The 16,270-nt window shown below is 54.2% G+C and carries 15 protein-coding genes; 8 read left to right on the plus strand and 7 right to left on the minus strand.

What is annotated here, in order from left to right; genetic code table 11:
* Positions 1 to 12: 12 nt before the first annotated feature.
* Positions 13 to 423, plus strand: coding sequence for an MbcA/ParS/Xre antitoxin family protein (locus IB266_RS18720; RefSeq protein WP_060739641.1), 411 nt, complete (start codon positions 13 to 15; stop codon positions 421 to 423).
* Positions 423 to 1,100: an RES family NAD+ phosphorylase gene (locus IB266_RS18725; RefSeq protein WP_060739640.1), complete on the plus strand. Its 678-nt coding sequence runs from the start codon at positions 423 to 425 to the stop codon at positions 1,098 to 1,100. Before IB266_RS18720 ends, IB266_RS18725 begins: the two co-directional genes overlap by 1 nt.
* A gap of 54 nt (positions 1,101 to 1,154) precedes the next feature.
* Here the strand turns inward: IB266_RS18725 and IB266_RS18730 are convergent, their stop codons facing one another.
* Together IB266_RS18730 and IB266_RS18735 are read right to left on the minus strand one after the other, a co-directional pair.
* The gene (locus IB266_RS18730) at positions 1,155 to 2,762 is read right to left on the minus strand and encodes a methyl-accepting chemotaxis protein (protein ID WP_192262065.1); all 1,608 of its coding nucleotides are present in this window, start codon (positions 2,760 to 2,762) and stop codon (positions 1,155 to 1,157) included.
* 335 nt (positions 2,763 to 3,097) lie between these two features.
* Complete coding sequence (locus IB266_RS18735; RefSeq protein ID WP_192262066.1) at positions 3,098 to 3,376, minus strand: DUF3077 domain-containing protein; 279 nt, start codon at positions 3,374 to 3,376, stop codon at positions 3,098 to 3,100.
* Between the two features lie 500 nt (positions 3,377 to 3,876).
* Between IB266_RS18735 and IB266_RS18740 the strand changes: the two genes are divergently transcribed.
* A complete protein-coding gene (locus tag IB266_RS18740) occupies positions 3,877 to 4,878 on the plus strand; it encodes an alpha/beta hydrolase (RefSeq protein WP_318646598.1) in 1,002 nt (333 codons plus the stop codon).
* A gap of 138 nt (positions 4,879 to 5,016) precedes the next feature.
* On the opposite strand, the gene IB266_RS18745 is transcribed toward IB266_RS18740, so the two are convergent.
* The 4 genes from IB266_RS18745 to IB266_RS18760 all read right to left on the minus strand — a co-directional run bounded on the left by IB266_RS18745 (position 5,017) and on the right by IB266_RS18760 (position 9,744).
* A complete protein-coding gene (locus IB266_RS18745) occupies positions 5,017 to 7,431 on the minus strand; it encodes a TonB-dependent siderophore receptor (protein WP_192262067.1) in 2,415 nt (804 codons plus the stop codon).
* Between the two features lie 111 nt (positions 7,432 to 7,542).
* Positions 7,543 to 8,490, minus strand: a complete 948-nt coding sequence (locus IB266_RS18750; RefSeq protein ID WP_225613583.1) for a FecR domain-containing protein — start codon at positions 8,488 to 8,490, stop codon at positions 7,543 to 7,545.
* A complete protein-coding gene (locus IB266_RS18755; RefSeq protein WP_192262068.1) occupies positions 8,490 to 8,990 on the minus strand; it encodes a sigma-70 family RNA polymerase sigma factor in 501 nt (166 codons plus the stop codon). Before IB266_RS18755 ends, IB266_RS18750 begins: the two co-directional genes overlap by 1 nt.
* A 301-nt stretch (positions 8,991 to 9,291) precedes the next feature.
* Positions 9,292 to 9,744, minus strand: a complete 453-nt coding sequence (locus IB266_RS18760) for an Lrp/AsnC family transcriptional regulator (protein WP_060739637.1) — start codon at positions 9,742 to 9,744, stop codon at positions 9,292 to 9,294.
* Between the two features lie 181 nt (positions 9,745 to 9,925).
* Between IB266_RS18760 and IB266_RS18765 the strand changes: the two genes are divergently transcribed.
* The 5 genes from IB266_RS18765 (at position 9,926) to IB266_RS18785 (ending at position 14,423) form a co-directional block, all read left to right on the plus strand.
* Entirely contained in the window at positions 9,926 to 10,543 is a 618-nt protein-coding gene (locus IB266_RS18765; RefSeq protein ID WP_192262107.1) for a LysE family translocator, read from the plus strand.
* Positions 10,544 to 10,568: 25 nt separating this feature from the next.
* On the plus strand, positions 10,569 to 11,411 hold the full coding sequence (gene panB, locus IB266_RS18770) for a 3-methyl-2-oxobutanoate hydroxymethyltransferase (protein WP_060739636.1): 843 nt from the start codon (positions 10,569 to 10,571) through the stop codon (positions 11,409 to 11,411).
* Positions 11,412 to 11,441: 30 nt separating this feature from the next.
* On the plus strand, positions 11,442 to 11,915 hold the full coding sequence (locus tag IB266_RS18775) for a MaoC family dehydratase (RefSeq protein ID WP_192262069.1): 474 nt from the start codon (positions 11,442 to 11,444) through the stop codon (positions 11,913 to 11,915).
* 640 nt (positions 11,916 to 12,555) lie between these two features.
* Entirely contained in the window at positions 12,556 to 13,494 is a 939-nt protein-coding gene (locus IB266_RS18780; protein WP_069553459.1) for a retron St85 family effector protein, read from the plus strand.
* Positions 13,491 to 14,423, plus strand: a complete 933-nt coding sequence (locus IB266_RS18785) for a retron St85 family RNA-directed DNA polymerase (protein WP_141562821.1) — start codon at positions 13,491 to 13,493, stop codon at positions 14,421 to 14,423. The genes IB266_RS18780 and IB266_RS18785 overlap by 4 nt, the downstream gene beginning before the upstream one ends.
* Before the next feature lie 38 nt (positions 14,424 to 14,461).
* On the opposite strand, the gene IB266_RS18790 is transcribed toward IB266_RS18785, so the two are convergent.
* Positions 14,462 to 16,066 carry a DUF6119 family protein gene (locus IB266_RS18790; RefSeq protein WP_192262070.1) on the minus strand — a complete coding sequence of 535 codons (1,605 nt, stop codon included), beginning with the start codon at positions 16,064 to 16,066 and terminating at the stop codon, positions 14,462 to 14,464.
* Positions 16,067 to 16,270 lie beyond the last annotated feature (204 nt).

Below are 16,270 nucleotides of genomic sequence, written 5' to 3' on the forward strand. Positions count from 1 at the left end.
GGAGCCAAAGCCATGGCGACTTCCTCCATCACCCTCAACGCGCAGCAACAATTGGACTCCCCGGATGCGGGTCGAGTCGCGTTGAAGTTTTTCTTCAACCTCATGGCGCTCTGGGGTTGCAGCGTCGAGCAGCAGCGCACCTTGTTGGGCAAGGTGGGAAACACGACCTTCTACAAATACAAACAGTTGCCGGAGAACGTGAGGCTGCCTCGCGATACGCTGGAGCGCATTTCCTACCTCATGGGTATCCACAAGGCGCTGAGCATTATCTTCAGCAATAGCCGGGACCGTGCCTATCAGTGGGTCAGCAGCCCGAATACCGCGGCACCGTTCAATGGCCAGTCGGCGCTGTCCTACATGTTGACCGGGCGGGTGGTGGACATCGCCGATGTGCGGCGATACCTCGACGGAGTGCGCGGTTAATGATGCCACCACTGGCGGACCCGCAATGGAAACGGGCCTATCGGATCGTCAACAGCAGCTTCCCTCCGATTTCGCTGTTTGAAGACGTACTCGACCCTGAAGACCTGCCCACGGCCTACGCCCTGGAAGCGCTGACCAACGATCGGCTGATGGAACAGGCCGGCGTGCTGTCCCGGGTCCGCCCCGAGGACCGCGTTTCCGGGCCCGGCTCCTCGCCGGTGATGGCGGCGTTTACCCACATTGGCAAAAGCAGCCGCTTCAGCGACGGCACCTTCGGTGTCTACTACGCCGCCAGCAGCCAGGAAGCCGCCATCGCCGAGACCTGCTACCACCAGGCGCGATTCCTCGGGGCGACCAACGAGCCGGACCTGGAGCTGACCATGCGCACCTACGTCAACAAAGTCGTCAAACCCTTGCACGACATTCGTCACGACTACCCCCACCTCCACAACCCGGACCCTACGGCCTACGGCCCATCCCAGGTGTTCGCCCGGCAACTGCGGGAAACCTTGTCTTGGGGGCTTCTGTACAACAGCGTCCGCCTGCCGGGTCACGAGTGTGTGGCCGCGTTTCGCCCGCCGGCGGTTTCGATTCCGGTGCAAGGCAAGCATATTCGCTACGTCTGGAGTGCCCAGAAGCGGGAGATTTCGTTTGTGTTCGAGGTGAGCGAGGTTTGAAAAGGGCTGCCAGGCAGCCCAGCGGGAGCAAGCTCCCTCGCCACGGGTATCCGATCAAATCTTGAACTGCTGCACCGAAGCCTGCATCGATCCCGCCGCATCGTTCAATTGATCCGCTGTTTGCGTCAGGTTGTGAATCGAACGGGTGTTCTCGCGGGACTGCTCGGCAATCGACTCCACTCGCTGGGCCATTTCATCACTGGCTTTGGATTGCTCGGCAATGGTCTGGGAAATTTCCTCCACCACTTCGGCCGCATGCCGGGCACCGGTGCGGATTTCGCTGATTGATACCCCGGCCTGCTGGGCCAGGTTGACGCCTTCGTCCACGCGGCTGACACACGCCTGCATGTTCGCCACCGCATCCCGTGCACTGGACTGGATGCGCTCGATCATCGCGGTGATTTCCTGGGTGGACTGGGTGGTGCGCGCCGCCAGGTTGCGCACTTCGTCGGCCACCACCGCAAAACCACGGCCCGCCTCGCCGGCGCGGGCGGCTTCGATGGCGGCGTTGAGGGCCAGCAAATTGGTCTGTTCGGCGATGCTCTTGATCACCTGGATAATGGAGTGGATGTCCTCGGACGAGGCATCCAGCGCGGTGATCTTGCTGGAGGACTGGTTGACCACCTCGGCGATCCGGTTCATGCCTTCCACCACCCCGAGAATCACCTGGCCGCCGCTGCTCGCCAAATGCTCAGACTGCGCCGAAATCGTCCGGGCGCTGTCGGCGTGCTGATGGATCTGGCTGATGTTCGCCATCATCTGCTCCATGCTCGCCGCCATGCTGGTCGCGCTCTGGGCCTGTTGGTCGGCACTGGAGACAATCTGCCGCGCCGTATCGCCCAGGTTCCGGGACGTGCCGTGCAACTCATCGCTCTGGCTGCGGATCGTGGCGATCATCTGCCGCAGATTGGTCTGCATCTGCTCGATCACGCCTTGTAGCTGGCCCAGCTCATCCTTGCTTTGCGTGCCCATGGAGCGCTGCAGATCCCCTTGGGAAATCGCCTGGGTATTGAGGATGATCTTGTTCAGCGGTGTAAGCACCGCCTTGAGCAGGCTCCACGACAACAGTGCCAGCGCCACGCAGGTGGCCAGCAACGTCACGATCAGCCAACGCTCCGAGCTCTGAATGCTGCCGTCCTGATGCTCGCGGGATGACTGCGCCTGGTTCTCGATCAGTTCACTCACTGCCTCGTTGCGCTCCTCCAACGCCGAAAACGCCCCGTCGAACTCCGCCCGCAACGCCTGGCCATCCTGGGCGCCGCTCAGTGCCTTGCTGATTATTTGCTTGGCTTTATCAATGTAGGTCTCCACCTGTGGCTTGAGCTCGCCAATCGCCTTGGCGACATCCCCCGGCAACTTCGCCTCGGCATTTTCGGCGATGACCTTGCGCATCCGCTGCGTATGCTCGTCGAACGCCTCAAGCACCTCCTTCGTCCCCTGGGCATCCCCCGGCTTGACCAGCAGAGCGGCGAGCACGTCGGCACGAATGGCGTCATGCATCATGTCCGCCTCCATGTGCTTGCGCATGGCGGAAATGCTGGTCTCGTTCTGCACCAGGGCCTCGGTCATGGAGTGATAGCCCCACAACCCGATACCGCCGAGCAGCAACGCAAAAGAAAGACTGACCAACCCCGAGCCTATGACCTTGGTGCGGATCTTCATCGCTTACTGCTCCTGGAGCGGGGGAATTCTGGAAAAGTGTAGTCGAGCGCGAGCAGAGCCTTGCGGTATTCCAGGCTCTTATCCGAGGCTATCGGCGGGGGATTTGATTAGATGAATACGTTGCAAACTGTTTGGACAGGGGCAGGGTGGCGGGAACACCGCCCATTCAGAAATCCCACAAACTCATTGCAGTCAGTCATTGTGTTCTGTCCCTAATCCGTGGCGAGGGAGCTTGCTCCCGCTGGGCTGCGAAGCAGCCCTTCTTCAATCGTTCCCGTCATACAGAAGAAACCCAATGCTGCTCGACCCAGCGGGCAGCATTGGGCCTGCGGCCCTTAAGCAGGATTACTCCCCGGCGCCTCCAGCACCTTCACCACGTCGTCGATAACGGCCTTACTCATATCCTGCAAATAACACGACGCCCAGGCATACCGATCCGTACCGCGAATCATCGCCGCGTCCTCGGCCAGGACCTTGGCAACGTGGAGCAGATCGGAAGCGTGGGACAGGGCTTCGCCGATGGGTATGCCGCTGTTGACGCGGAATAAAGGGCGGTCGGAGTGGTAGCAGAAGGGGGTTAGGCCTGGGGTTTTGAGGTCTTGCGGGTTTGGCATTGTCTGGCTCCTTGACTGTGAGAGCCGCAACCGTCCTTTCCTACGGGATTGGGTGGCGGCCATGCACGGGGTAGGAAAACCGGGAATCAAGGCACCCGGCACACCCGAAGGTGTCCCGCGCACAGCCGCCATAACGCATATCGCAGACACAGAAAAAGCGCCTGCAATAGTAAGCGAGGCGCAGCTGATACGCCTTGATTTACTTCGGGTTTCCTACGCCCGGTCGCTGAATTGGCAGCGACTGTTGAAGAGTAGTCAGCGATTGGAGGAGGGGCAATCGTGGCGCGATGCTGGCGAATCCAAAATTGCGTATCCAGATTTTACCTGGCTTGTAGCTTCTAACTGGCTGGAGTCCAGTGGTCTGAAACCTTCTTTTCATGGGGCACTGGCGAAGCGATTACGGAAAATCGTCGATATCCATTCGTCGCCACTGTCAGTCCTGACAGTGGCGAATTTATTGTGGATACATCCAAGCTAGGTTTGCTCAGTCTGGACGCAGTGTGGAAGAAGTCATTTGGCTCAAGGTGGTCTTCAGGATGAGGCAATTTATTCTTTCCGACATCTTGGCTTTTCCAGCCTCTTCCGCTCAGTCGCATGCAACGATTCCATTAATGGAAGGGCCTGGCATGGTCATTGATGGTGAAGTATTTAGGAGTGAATACGCGGATGTGAACGGCATTCGCATGCACTATCTGGTGAGCGGTAACGGTGAAAGACCGGTGCTCCTGATCCATGGCTTTCCGGGAAGCTGGAGGAACTGGGAGGCCGTGATGGGGCGCTTGGTGCGCGCTGGCTACACCCCTGTCGTTCCTGATTATCGTGGCGCCGGAGAAACGGATATTTCAGCCAGCGGTTATGACAAGAAGAACATGGCGCTGGACCTGCATGAGCTGATTAAAAAACTGCAGATGAATCGGGTTGATGTTGTGGGGCACGACATGGGTTTGATTGTCGCCTATGCCTACGGCGCACTTTATCCATACGAAACCAAACACATCGTCTTAATGGACGGCTTTATCCCGGGTATTCCAGGGTGGGAGATTCCCTTTAATGGCAATCCCGCAACCGGTATCTCGAGCAAGTGGCATTTTCGCTTCTTTGGAAGCACCGCCGAAAAAATGATCAAAGGTAAAGAAAAGATTTACCTGGACATGTTTTTCGATGAGTTCGTTTACCCAGGAAATCCCAAGGTAACGCAAGAGGTGCGTGAGGCCTTGTTGAACGACTATTCCCGGTCAGGGCGCATGGGCGCGGCTTTCAAGCTTTATTCGGCGTGGATAGAGCATGACGCAAATGACAACCAAGCGTTCGCTGAAAATAAACTGACCCTCCCGGTGCTCACCATTGGCGGGGATCACTCAAGAGGCAAGACGTTGGCCGAGCAAGTGCAGCACATTACCTCGCAACCCCATTCCTTGATCTTGCAAAATACTGGGCATTGGGTGCTTGAGGAGAAAGCGGAAGCTACCAGTCAAGTGATCCTGGATTTTTTGCGAAATTAAAGAATGCATAGGTCTTGGCGAGTTGCGACGGAGGCAGGGGGTAGGGATATCAATATCCCAGAAACAACAAAGCTCTCGTAGCGATACGAGGGCTTTGTTGCATGAGCCGCAGAACGGAAACCGGTTTGATCGCGGAAATCAGAAATCCCAGCGAGTGGCGAGCATCACGTTGCGCGGATCGCCGTAGTACGACGAGTTATAGAACCCGATATTGGTGTAGTACTTCTTGTCGAAAACGTTGTTGACGTTGAGGGTGGCGGAAACGTTGTCAGTCACTTGATACCGCGCCATTACGTCGACCAGCCAGTAAGGGTCTTGCGAGAACTTGTCGGTGGTTTTCTTCGGGCGGTTGTTCAGTAGCTGCCATCCCTCGCCCTGCCAGCGAGCGCCGCCGCCCAGAGTGAGGCGGTCCCAAGAGCCGGTGAGTTTGTAGGTGGTGTAGAAGTTGACCTGGTCTTCCGGTTCCCAGGTGGAGACCTTGGTGCCGCTCTGATCGCGAATGATCTTGTGGGTATAACCCGCTTGCAACTGCCAGCCGGGCGCCAGTTCGCCGGAGATTTCCGCTTCATAGCCTTTGGTCTTGGCGGTGATGCCCCTGTAAGGGTTGGCAACCAGCGAGGTGTCTGCGGTCGAGTCGAATTCCGCGCGGTTTTCCTCATGAACCTCGAAGTAGGCCAGGCTGGTGTTCAGTCGTCCGTCGTAGAACTCACCCTTGAGGCCGAGCTCGTAGTTGGTGCCTTCATCCGGCTCCAGCATTTTGTTGCTGCTGTCTCGATATGCGGTTTGCGGCAAGTAGATTTCGGTGTAGCTGGCATAGAGCGAGTAGTTATCGTTGAGGTCATAGACCAGGCCGGCGTAAGGAATGACCTTGCCAGTATCCTTGGTGTCGCTGGTACCGGTTACCTGATAGTTGGCGATACGCGTGCCCAGCAACAGGTGCAAGTCATCCATCAGGCTGAAACGCCCGGTCATGTACACGCCCGATTGGCGGGTGGTCTCGTCGTTCTTGAAGCCGACATCGCCCCAGTCTGGCTCGATGCTGTCACCGTTCCAGTTGTAGAAGTCGATGACGTTGTTGGTGTAGGTCGGGTTGTAGTAGTCCTTGCCCACCCAGTGTGAAGAGGAGATCGACGAGCCGATGACCAGCTCATGTTCGCGACCGAGCATGCTGAAAGGGCCGGTGAGGTAGAAATCGCCGCTGTCGCTGACGGTTTCACCGGTGTACTTGTTGGCGTAGATGGAGGACAGCCCGGTCGTCGGATTGGGTTCGGCCAGCGAGCCCAGCGGGGCGTTGTAGCCATTGATCTGGTGGTTGTATTGCCCTTTGGCCACCCAGCCGTTGTTGAACGTGTGCTCCAAGGTTGCGAACGCGGTACGCGAGTACTGCTCCCACTTGCTCCACTTCGCGCCATTGTTGAAGGAGCGCGGCAAACTGATCGGATTGCCCGCGGAGTCATATACCGGACGGCTGCCCGACCAGCCTGAGCCTTTTGGATCGTTATCCTGGTAGTCCGCACCGACGGTGAGGAGGGTGTCTTCATCCAGGTCGAATTCGAGAATGCCGTAGAACACGCTGGTCTTGCGCTCATAGTGATCCATGAACGAATGCTTGTCCTGATAGGCAGCGACCGCGCGGCCACGTACGTTGCCGGTTTCCGTCAACGGGCCGCTGACGTCGATTTCCGAGCGGTAGTTGTCCCAGGAGCCCGCGCCCAGTTCGACATGGCCCTTGAACTCGGAAGTGGGCTTCTTGCGCACCAGGTTGATGGTGCCCCCAGGGCCACCGGCACCGGTCAATAGGCCGGTCGCGCCTTTGAGTACTTCGACGCGATCGTAGATCGCCATGTCAGTCAGCGTCTGCCCGGCCGAGTAGGGGGCGTTGCGGGTCATCGGGATGCCATCGTACTGGAAGTTCTGGATGGCGAAGCCGCGAGAATAATAGTTGGTACGTTCACTGTCGTAGGTGGAGACGGTGATGCCCGGCGTGTGGCGCATCACGTCATCGATGCCGCTCAGGCCGAAGTCATCCATGGCTTGGCGGGTGACCACCGATATCGATTGTGGTGTCTGTCGTGGCGTCAAGACCATGCGTGTAGCGGTTGCAATGGTGCCGGGGGTGTAGGAACCGGTGCCTTCGGTCACCGTACCCAACTGGTTGGCAGTGACCTGCGTGGCCCCCAGTTCCAGGGCATCGTCGGTGCGGTTCGCGACCAGAACGTACCCGCCATTGCTCTGACGTTGCGCTTGCAGTCCACTGTTGGCGAGCAGGCGCGACAGCCCATCCTCGATGCTATATGAGCCTTTGAGCCCGGCTGTCGTGAGATGACGAGCCTGCTCGGTGTCGAACGAAAGAGTAACCCCCGCTTGCACACCAAACTGGGCCAGGGCGGAACCCAACGGCCCGGGGGCGATCTGGTAAGCGGTTAGGTTTTGAGCCATGACCTGAACCGGCATCAGCACCAGGCCAGACAGGCTGGCGAGGGAAGCGCCCAGCACGGCCAGGCGAACGGTGCGCGTCAGCAGCGTCGGGGTTTTGAGGGGAAGCGGGGGCATTGAGTGATCCTTCCGTTGTCATGGCAGAAACCCGCTATATCGCGGCTTATGTCATTGACGGATGAGAATCGAAATCAGCAAGGTTGCCGGTGAAGATTCTGCGAAGCGGGTTCACACCGGTTCAATGCTGGCCCAGTAGCGCGTCAGGTAACGCACTTTCACCGGCAAGGATTTACCCAGGTTTTCCAGCACGGTGTCCGTATCATCGATGCGGAAGGCGCCCGAAATGCTCAACCCCCGAACCTCTGCGGCACAGCGCAGCACGCCCGGGCGATAGCGCCCCAACTCCTCGATGAAATCCCCCAGACGCCAGTCGTCTACGCTCAGCATTCCCTGCACCCAAGCGGTCGAGCCCGCTGGCAGGGGGCGGGGGCTGCCCACCCGATCGAGATCGAACGTGACCTGCTGGCCGGTTTCCAGGCGCAGTGCGTGATCGGCATGCCGCTGCGGGCTGACTTCAACCGCGGCCTCTAGCACACCGACCCGCGTTTGCTCGGGCAGTTGTCGCACACTGAACCGGGTGCCGAGCGCGCGTACGCCCCCTTGCGCGGTCTGAACCATGAAGGGGCGCTGGGCGGGATCCTTGGCGGTCTGCACAATGATTTCGCCTCGGAATAGCTGGATCAGCCGCTGTCTGGAGTCGAAATGGATGTCCAGTGCAGTGTCGGCGTTCAGTTCCAGTTGCGAGCCATCGTCCAGGCGCAGCGAGCGACGTTCCCGGATGCCCGTGCGCTGTTGCGCCAGCATCGAGCGGTACGGCACCTGCTCAACGGCCAGCCATGAACCGCCGCCGATGACCATCAGCATACCAAGCATTTTCAGTACGTCACGGCGTTGCGCTTGCGCTGCACCCAGGCCGGACAACGCCGCCTGCTGCGGCATCATCGCCCACTGCTGCTGAAGCTTTTCAACCCGCGACCAAGCGGCCGCATGTTCAGGGCTGGCTTGCATCCACGCTTGCCACGCCTGCGTGCGCGCTTCGCAGGTTGTACCGTCATTGAGCTGCACGTACCACGTGGCGGCCGCTTCCAGCGTCTCCAGGTTCAGGGACGAGGACATCAGTTATCCACCAGCAACAGGCATTGGGTCATGGCGCGAATCAGATGATTTTTCACCGTGGTCACCGACACGCCGAACCGCTCGGCCGCCGCCACGTAGCTCAGCCCTTCGAGCTGCACCGCCAGGAAAATTTCCCGCGTGCGCTGGCCCAGCTCATCGAGCAGGCTATCGACCGCCACCAGCATCTCGATGATGGACAAGCGAATCTCCGGCGAAACATCCACCGGTTCCGGCCGCTGGGCCAACGCCTGCAAGTAAGCCTGCTCAATGGTGCGGCGACGGGATTTATCGATCAGCAGCGAACGGGCGATGGCGCTCAGATAACTACGGGGTTCGCGGATGGGCGCGTCATTGCGCGCCGTCATCACTCGCAGGAACGTGTCCTGCGCCAGGTCCGACGCATCGGCGGCGTTGCCCAGACGCACACGCAACCAGCCTTTCAGCCAACTGTTGTGTTCGCTGTACAACCGATGAAGAGCCGAATGATCAAGCGCCGACATGAGAGAGATACCGAGGCATAAATGATAATCGATCTCATTATTGTGATGGCGGGATATTAATGCAAGAGACTTTCCATGGCACCCACTGAATGAAGTCCGTGGAAAACCTGATATCGCGAACAAGCACTCCATGGATCGAGCAGGATTTTTACGCGCCGCGGAGCAGGCAATCGGGTCGACCTGATCCAGTGCCCGGTTCACTGAGAGTTCCGCCAGCATCCGCTTGACCTCCAGCCGCTTCTTGCGCGCATCGATTGTCGGCTAAAAGCGGCCCTTCAACTGCACGGGCGACTACGCAAGCTCACAGCGGTAGCGGCCGATCCTGGACAACCCGTTTCATCACCAGCGTCGAGGTCAGCCGCTGAACATTGGGCAATGTTGAAAGGCTCTCGTCATACAGTCGCTGAAAGGCCGGCAGGTCCTGGGCGATGACGTGCAGCAAATAATCCGGCTCGCCAAACAATCTTTGCGCATCGACCACCTGGGGGATCTCAATGAGCGCCGCTTCGAACGCCTCTACCGCTTGCCTGTCACCCTCTCGCAGGGTGGCGAATACCATGGCGGAAAAGTTCAGGCCGAGCGCGGCGGGGTCCAGTTGTGCCCGATAGCCGAGCAATACACCGGACTCTTCCAATGCCCGCACTCGACGATGACAAGGTGAAAGGCTCAGGCCGACCCGTTCAGCCAGTTCAGTGACCGAAAGGCGACCATCCTTTTGCAATTCGGCAAGAATATTTCGATCAATTCTGTCCACGCAGTAAAACCTTCCAATACACAGTGTCGTCACGACAATCTTTGAAAGAATATTCTAGCCGACTTTCATTATTCTTCCTTCAGCCATAAACGACCGAGCCCTTCCAAAGAGGCGCGATCCTGGATTGATGGGAAGCGATGATGACAAGAACAACGTTGTATCAACCGGCGTGGGTGACGCCATGACCTTTAGTGTGTTCGCCGCGTTCTGGGCCGTGTCGATTCTGTTCGTCATCACCCCGGGTGCAGATTGGGCCTACGCGATATCCGCAGGCTTGAAGCATCGCGTTGTTATTCCTGCCGTGGGTGGACTGTTATCCGGCCACTTGATCGCCACGATGATCGTCGCGGCCGGTGTTGGCACGCTGGTAGCCAATCACCCGCTGGCATTGTCCGTGCTGACGGTGGCCGGCGCGGGTTACCTGCTTTGGTTGGGGGCCAATATGCTTGCTCGCCCTTCCACACCGCACGCCGATGAAAGCCAAACGACCGACTCATGGGCGCGATGGGCGCTAAAGGGACTTTGCGTGAGTGGGCTGAATCCGAAAGTGTTTCTGCTGTTTCTGGCGCTCCTGCCGCAATTCACCGACACCACCGCGCCGTGGCCTGTGCCCATGCAGATGATTGCACTCGGGCTGATCCACACCATCAGCTGTGGAGTGATCTATCTGCTGGTCGGATTTGGCTCACAAGTCGTGCTTCGAGCACGCCCTGCCGCTGCGCATCTGGTCAGCCGTTTGTCTGGAGTGATCATGATCATCATCGCGCTAGTGCTGCTGATCGAGCAGTTACACGCCTAACCCATCCTGTCAGCGAGACGTCCCGATGAGCGAGCAAACTTCACCCTACGACCGTTCCCCCCAGACAAAACCTGCGACACGAATCCGGATCCCACACCTCAAACAAATGAAAGTGGAAGGTCGCAAGTGGGCGATGTTGACGGCGTATGACATGTACAGCGCCGCCATTTTCGAGGATGCCGGCATACCTGTCCTGCTGGTGGGCGACTCCGCCTCTAACAATGTCTACGGCAATGAATCAACGCTTTCGGTCACCGTCGACGAACTTATCCCTCTGGTGCGAGCAGTCAACCGCTCGACACAGCGAGCACTGGTGATTGCCGACCTGCCTTTCGGCTCCTATCAGGCCTCACCGGAACAGTGCCTGCATACCGCCGTTCGATTCATGAAGGAAGCCGGTGCCCATGCCGTCAAACTGGAAGGCGGGATCGAGTTGCTGCCACACATCGAAAAGCTCACTCGCTCGGGCATCCCCGTCATGGCACACATCGGCTTCACACCACAAATGGAACATCAACTGGGCGGCTATCGTGTGCAGGGCCGAGGTGACGATGCACAGCGCTTGATAGACAGCGCCAAAGCACTGGAAGCCGCCGGTGCCTTCGCGGTTTTGATCGAGATGGTACCCGGTGAAGTCGGAGCCGCGATCACCCACGCTATTTCCATACCTACCGTCGGGATCGGTGCCGGAAACCAATGTGATGCTCAGGTACTGGTTTGGCAGGATATGGCCGGTTTGCGTCAGGGTCGCCTGCCGCGATTCGTCAAACAGTACGCCGACCTCCGTTCCGTACTTCAAACAGCGGCAAGAGATTTTGCACTGGATGTGGAAGCCGGGACATTTCCTGGTCCCGAGCACACTTTTTAACGACCGCCCCGCCGCTACCAGGAAGCCTTTATGAAAAGCCCGAGAGAACGTGCCGCCGAAGGACTCAACGTAGGAGACCGCTTCACCGTTGTCCGCTGTTTTTCGCGAGACGATATCCATCAATTCGCGCAGATCTCTCGGGACTACAACCCGGTCCACAGCGATGCGCATTACGCACAGTTGCGCCGGTTCAAGGCACCTATTGCTCATGGCCTGCTAACGGCAAGTCTGATTACCGAGATCGGCGGGCAGATCGGTTGGTTGGCCACCGGCATGAGTTTGGAGTTCAAGCGGCCCGTGTACCCAGAGGAACAGATCACCTGCCATTGGCTCATCGTTGACATCGATGAACGCGGTCATGCGAAAGCCGAGGTCAGGGTACTCAACGAAGAGGGCGTCACTGTGCTGCAGGCGATAACAACGGGCGTGCTACCCGGTGCCCAGGAGCGTGAATGCTTGAAGCGTATGCTTGCTGAGGGAGATCCTACCAACGGTGCGCGGTGAGGATGAGAGTCAAACATCCATCCCGGCACGATGATTCTCGTTAATCCCGATACCGCCACTCAATCGCTGCTGGTTAACGGCGACGGCTGTTTTCTGATCTTTGTTTGATGGTTGAACAGCCAGGGTTTTCCTAAGCGATGAGTGAGTCGCTCCCACAGGTTTTTAGGGGGTGGAGGAAAAGTGAGCACCTAGAAACAACGAAGCCCTCGCATTTCTGCGAGGGCTTTGTTTTGTATGGCACCAAGAGTCGAATCGCATTACTATTGAGTTAAAAATCAATGATTTAAGGTAATAGTCTTTGAGGCGCTACCTCTATTTATACCCTGATCGTGGATCAAATAATGGAGGGTGTTCGTTATTGATATGAGCGACTATTCGTGATCTGAAAGAGGAATGAGCTAAAAATTCTTAAATTTCGCGTATGGCATATTGACAGCGTCAATGCCGTTTGGGATATTCGACCCGTTCTTTACGCGTACAAGCTCGGTCTCGGTACCGATGCTTAGTCGGGCGATTAGCCAGACTCTAGAAAATTGCTTGGATTTATTCCGCAGAGAATATCTGCGGCCCTCCAATCGCGGGCTCATTACGGTCCACAGATATTCTCTGCGGCTGTTTCTTGGTAAAGAACCTCTTCTAAATGACAGATCCTCGACTTGCTGCTCTATCATCGATAAAAATAGAGTCATCAAGAGTCGAGTACTGTAAGTCTCACATCGTTCTTCTGTGTGGTGGCCGGTCGCCTGAAAAGGGGCATCCGGACGATCCCACCCCTTCGGTACAGTCGCTACGTCACGCGCTTGAGACAGACCTCAATAATAGAATTGAGTTCTTCAAGCCTGAGGATGTCACTAATTGGCAAGTTGACGCTATCTTTAGAAATCTGATTGATCTCGAGGTGGAGTTGGCTGCAATGTGCTCTCTGGTGGTTATCATACTAGAGAGTCCCGGAGCAATAGCTGAGCTTGGTGCGTTTTCTCAGTTGAAGGAGTTCAACGACAAAATTGTTGCTGTTTGCTCGGAAGGTCACTTTCAGAATGACTCATTCATAAAATTAGGTATTTTTCGACATATCTCAAACGATAAGCGAACTGCAGTAAAAAGTTATCCATTTGAAGTCGGATTTCCACTTACTATAACTGCTGAGATCATAGAGGATGTTGTGGTTGATGTTCAGCGCGAGTTGGACGAACTGCCGAAATCGCAGCTTCTTAAAGTATCCAATAGCTCCCATGTTTTTGTTCTCTTGTATGAGCTTATAAAGCTATTTGTTGCCGTTAAAGAGAGCGAGCTATTGGATTATCTTTCCAGGCTAGGAGTTGACGCTGGCAGGGATCAACTAAGGGGCAAGCTTTTTTTGCTTCAGCGATTCAGACTCATTAGTCTTGAGATTTATAGTGATTCCCAATTTTACGTCGCTAGAAACTCTGAGTTCCACAGGGTTAATTTTTCTGCGAGCTCTTCTGTGCCGATAGATAAGCTACGTATTTCTACAGAGTGTAAAGAGTTCTATAATACTTCGGGAAAAGATAATCACCGGCTTAGAGTTATTCGTCGGCTGTTTGGGGGTGGGAAGTGATCGCCCATAAAACGCTTGAGAAAATGTTGGCTGATTTGTCATTGTCAAGCGAACAGTTAGTACGTGTGGTTTCGAGGGCTCCTTATTCTTATAAAACTTATAGTATTCCAAAAAAGAATGGCGGGTTGCGAATAATCTCTCAACCTGCCAGGGAAACAAAGTATGTTCAACATTGGTTGATTCATAACGTTTTTCATCTATTGCCAATTCATGAGGCCGCGTCGGCATATGTAAAAGGTGCAAGCATTAAAAAGAATGCCGAGGCACACAGAACAAACGAGTACATGGTTAAGCTGGATTTTAAAGACTTCTTCCCGTCTATTAAAATTGATGACCTGATAGCGCACTTTCAGAAAAGCTTGCCTTTTCTTGATTTGCTAGAAATTCGATATATTGCAAGACTGTCATGTATTAATAGAGGGAATGGCGGTGCTCTGAGTATCGGCTCTCCAGCTTCACCAATATTATCGAACTCTATCATGTATGAGTTTGATAGTGTGGTAGCTGATTGGGCATCTCAAAACAAATTTGTTTATACTCGCTATGCTGACGATTTGACATTTTCCACGGCTTTACCTTACGCTTCTGAGTCAGTCGTGCCTGTAATAAAAGATTTGTTGTCTAGTTTGAAATACCCACGCTTAAGCTTGAATGTTGATAAGACGATACATTTGTCTAAGCGAGGGAGCCGCAGGATTACCGGATTAGTAATCACAAACGATGATAAAGTTTCTCTTGGTCGTGATAGAAAGCGAGAAATTAGCGCTCTTGTCCATAAGTATGGTCTGGGACTGCTTGAACAAAAAGACGTGTTTAGGCTTCAGGGATTGCTCGGTTTCGCTGCTGATGTAGAACCGTTGTTTTTATCGCGTTTAGGTAAGAAATATGGGATGAAAACCATATTGAATCTTCTGAGAAAGCGTCAGTGAGACCCGCGGGCATTATTATTCAATCTCCGTGAAAGCGTTCATGGTCTTTCTACTTTGGCGGCGGCTGATATTTTTACGGAGTAACCTCGCTGGGAAAGACTATCATATGCCCTAACAAGGTTTACTTTACTGAAGAAGGGCAGATTGCTTTTCACGCTTGCGGCATCGTCGCCCAATATCAGAAAAACCACTTCATATTCTGCGCTTCGAAAGTTGTCGAGTGGAATGATTTCGCGTGCAGCGTTACTGAAAGTACCCAATACCTTTCTGGCTGATTTTCTAAATTCTCGGTCTCCGAGCAATATCTCTGCGGCGACGCTCCCTTGTGCGAAAAGATGACTTAGTCCAGCAGATCCCCCTTTGCGATGTTTGACGTGTATGAATTGCTTCTCAGTTGAAAGAAGATCGCACAGTTCAACTGAACTAGTCGATTTGTTGCTTTTGATCAGTCTCTTGTCTAATAGGTGATATCCGTGCATCTGAGAGGCCCTAATATTGTAATCACCTTCAGCCTCTATTTTTGCCTTCTCACCTTCTTGCCACACGTATACCCCTGGAAATTGAAGTTCAGAAACACCTATATTCGTTAAGCTAGAATTGATTCTCCCTATGAATGAGTTGTCAATTTCATACCAGGTTCCTCCAAATATTATGTTGGTTTTGTTTGCGTTTATTATTTCATAATAGATGCATTTGTATATTGAGTGATCAAATTCGTTTTCATGTATATCGAAAACATACAAATGATCTCTTTTGACTGACTCGATAGATAGCTTTGTATTGTCAATCGTAGATAGATATTTTTCCGATGATACAGTTGGTGATCGATCACTTTTGGCTCGGGTAAAGCTGAAGCCGGTTATCGAGTCCCATTTCTCTATTTCTGGTAGTGTTATAACTATACTCGGATCACGGTCTTTAATTGCTTCAAGCAGAACCCGGTCTAACTGGTCTATGTGTGATTTTTCCTTGATTCTTCTGACGTTGTCTACCCATAGAAAGTCTGTTTTATAATCATCTTTTAGGTAATGGGTTTTTAAATTCTCAGTTATGGTTGGTAAATCGCTGATCTCCATTTCAATACCAAATGAAAACATTGCATCACCGCCAGAGATATTTTTGAAATCTATACCTGGTTTAGGTGTTCCAGTCACAGCTCTCAATATATCTCTAGATATATCAATGCCAAACACACTTATTTCTGAGTCGCGTGCGGCCTGTGATCTTTTTTGAACCGGTTGGTCTTCTAATGTATGAATATCTACGCTTCTTAAACTTTCGTGATTAAGAGTATTTAAGGCGGTTTTTAGCCCGAAGTCTTGGGCGAAGTTTGCAAGATTTACTAGGTGTCGGCCATAACCAAAAGTTATGGCGAATATGTCGGTATCTGTTTTTATGAATAATACCGCAGAGCTTGATTTGTTTCCGATCTGTATTACGTTGGTTCCGGTAATTGTGTCAACCAATTCGCCCCAATTCGGCCTTTTTTCAACTGTGCGCTTTACATATAAAACTCCTTCTAAGCCAAAATCTGCATCCAGTTCATATGGGACTACGTCCTTATCCAAAACTAGTAGATCCGAGAAACCGTTGATAACAGTATCTGGTTTCATCATGAACACATTTAAGTGACGATATTTCATTCCTGGTATTCTCCCTTCCCTAGGTGATATCTCGTGCATGGCATAACGCTACTCCACCCTCTGGATATTGCTATAGTTGAAAGAGCTTAGCAATTTTTTTTGGGAGGCTGAGTTTTCCAGTGTGGCGAATGTCCATGGTCGTTGAGAGCTGGCTCATTAATGATAGTTGTTCGCGTCTGATGGCGCGGGATTTTTCGATTGGTC

The sequence above is a fragment of the Pseudomonas sp. Pdm06 genome (assembly GCF_014851795.1).
GTDB classification, from domain to species: Bacteria; Pseudomonadota; Gammaproteobacteria; order Pseudomonadales; family Pseudomonadaceae; genus Aquipseudomonas; species Aquipseudomonas fluorescens_AA.

Coding starts and splice junctions, on each gene's coding strand:
- IB266_RS18750 (WP_225613583.1), bottom strand. CDS start 8,490: ATGTCCTCGTCCCTGAACCTGGAGACGCTGGAAGCGGCCGCCACGTGG.
- IB266_RS18780 (WP_069553459.1), top strand. CDS start 12,556: ATGACAGATCCTCGACTTGCTGCTCTATCATCGATAAAAATAGAGTCA.
- IB266_RS18725 (WP_060739640.1), top strand. CDS start 423: ATGATGCCACCACTGGCGGACCCGCAATGGAAACGGGCCTATCGGATC.
- IB266_RS18745 (WP_192262067.1), bottom strand. CDS start 7,431: ATGCCCCCGCTTCCCCTCAAAACCCCGACGCTGCTGACGCGCACCGTT.
- IB266_RS18730 (WP_192262065.1), bottom strand. CDS start 2,762: ATGAAGATCCGCACCAAGGTCATAGGCTCGGGGTTGGTCAGTCTTTCT.
- IB266_RS18775 (WP_192262069.1), top strand. CDS start 11,442: ATGAAAAGCCCGAGAGAACGTGCCGCCGAAGGACTCAACGTAGGAGAC.
- IB266_RS18720 (WP_060739641.1), top strand. CDS start 13: ATGGCGACTTCCTCCATCACCCTCAACGCGCAGCAACAATTGGACTCC.
- IB266_RS18735 (WP_192262066.1), bottom strand. CDS start 3,376: ATGCCAAACCCGCAAGACCTCAAAACCCCAGGCCTAACCCCCTTCTGC.
- panB (WP_060739636.1), top strand. CDS start 10,569: ATGAGCGAGCAAACTTCACCCTACGACCGTTCCCCCCAGACAAAACCT.
- IB266_RS18765 (WP_192262107.1), top strand. CDS start 9,926: ATGACCTTTAGTGTGTTCGCCGCGTTCTGGGCCGTGTCGATTCTGTTC.
- IB266_RS18755 (WP_192262068.1), bottom strand. CDS start 8,990: ATGTCGGCGCTTGATCATTCGGCTCTTCATCGGTTGTACAGCGAACAC.
- IB266_RS18790 (WP_192262070.1), bottom strand. CDS start 16,066: ATGAAATATCGTCACTTAAATGTGTTCATGATGAAACCAGATACTGTT.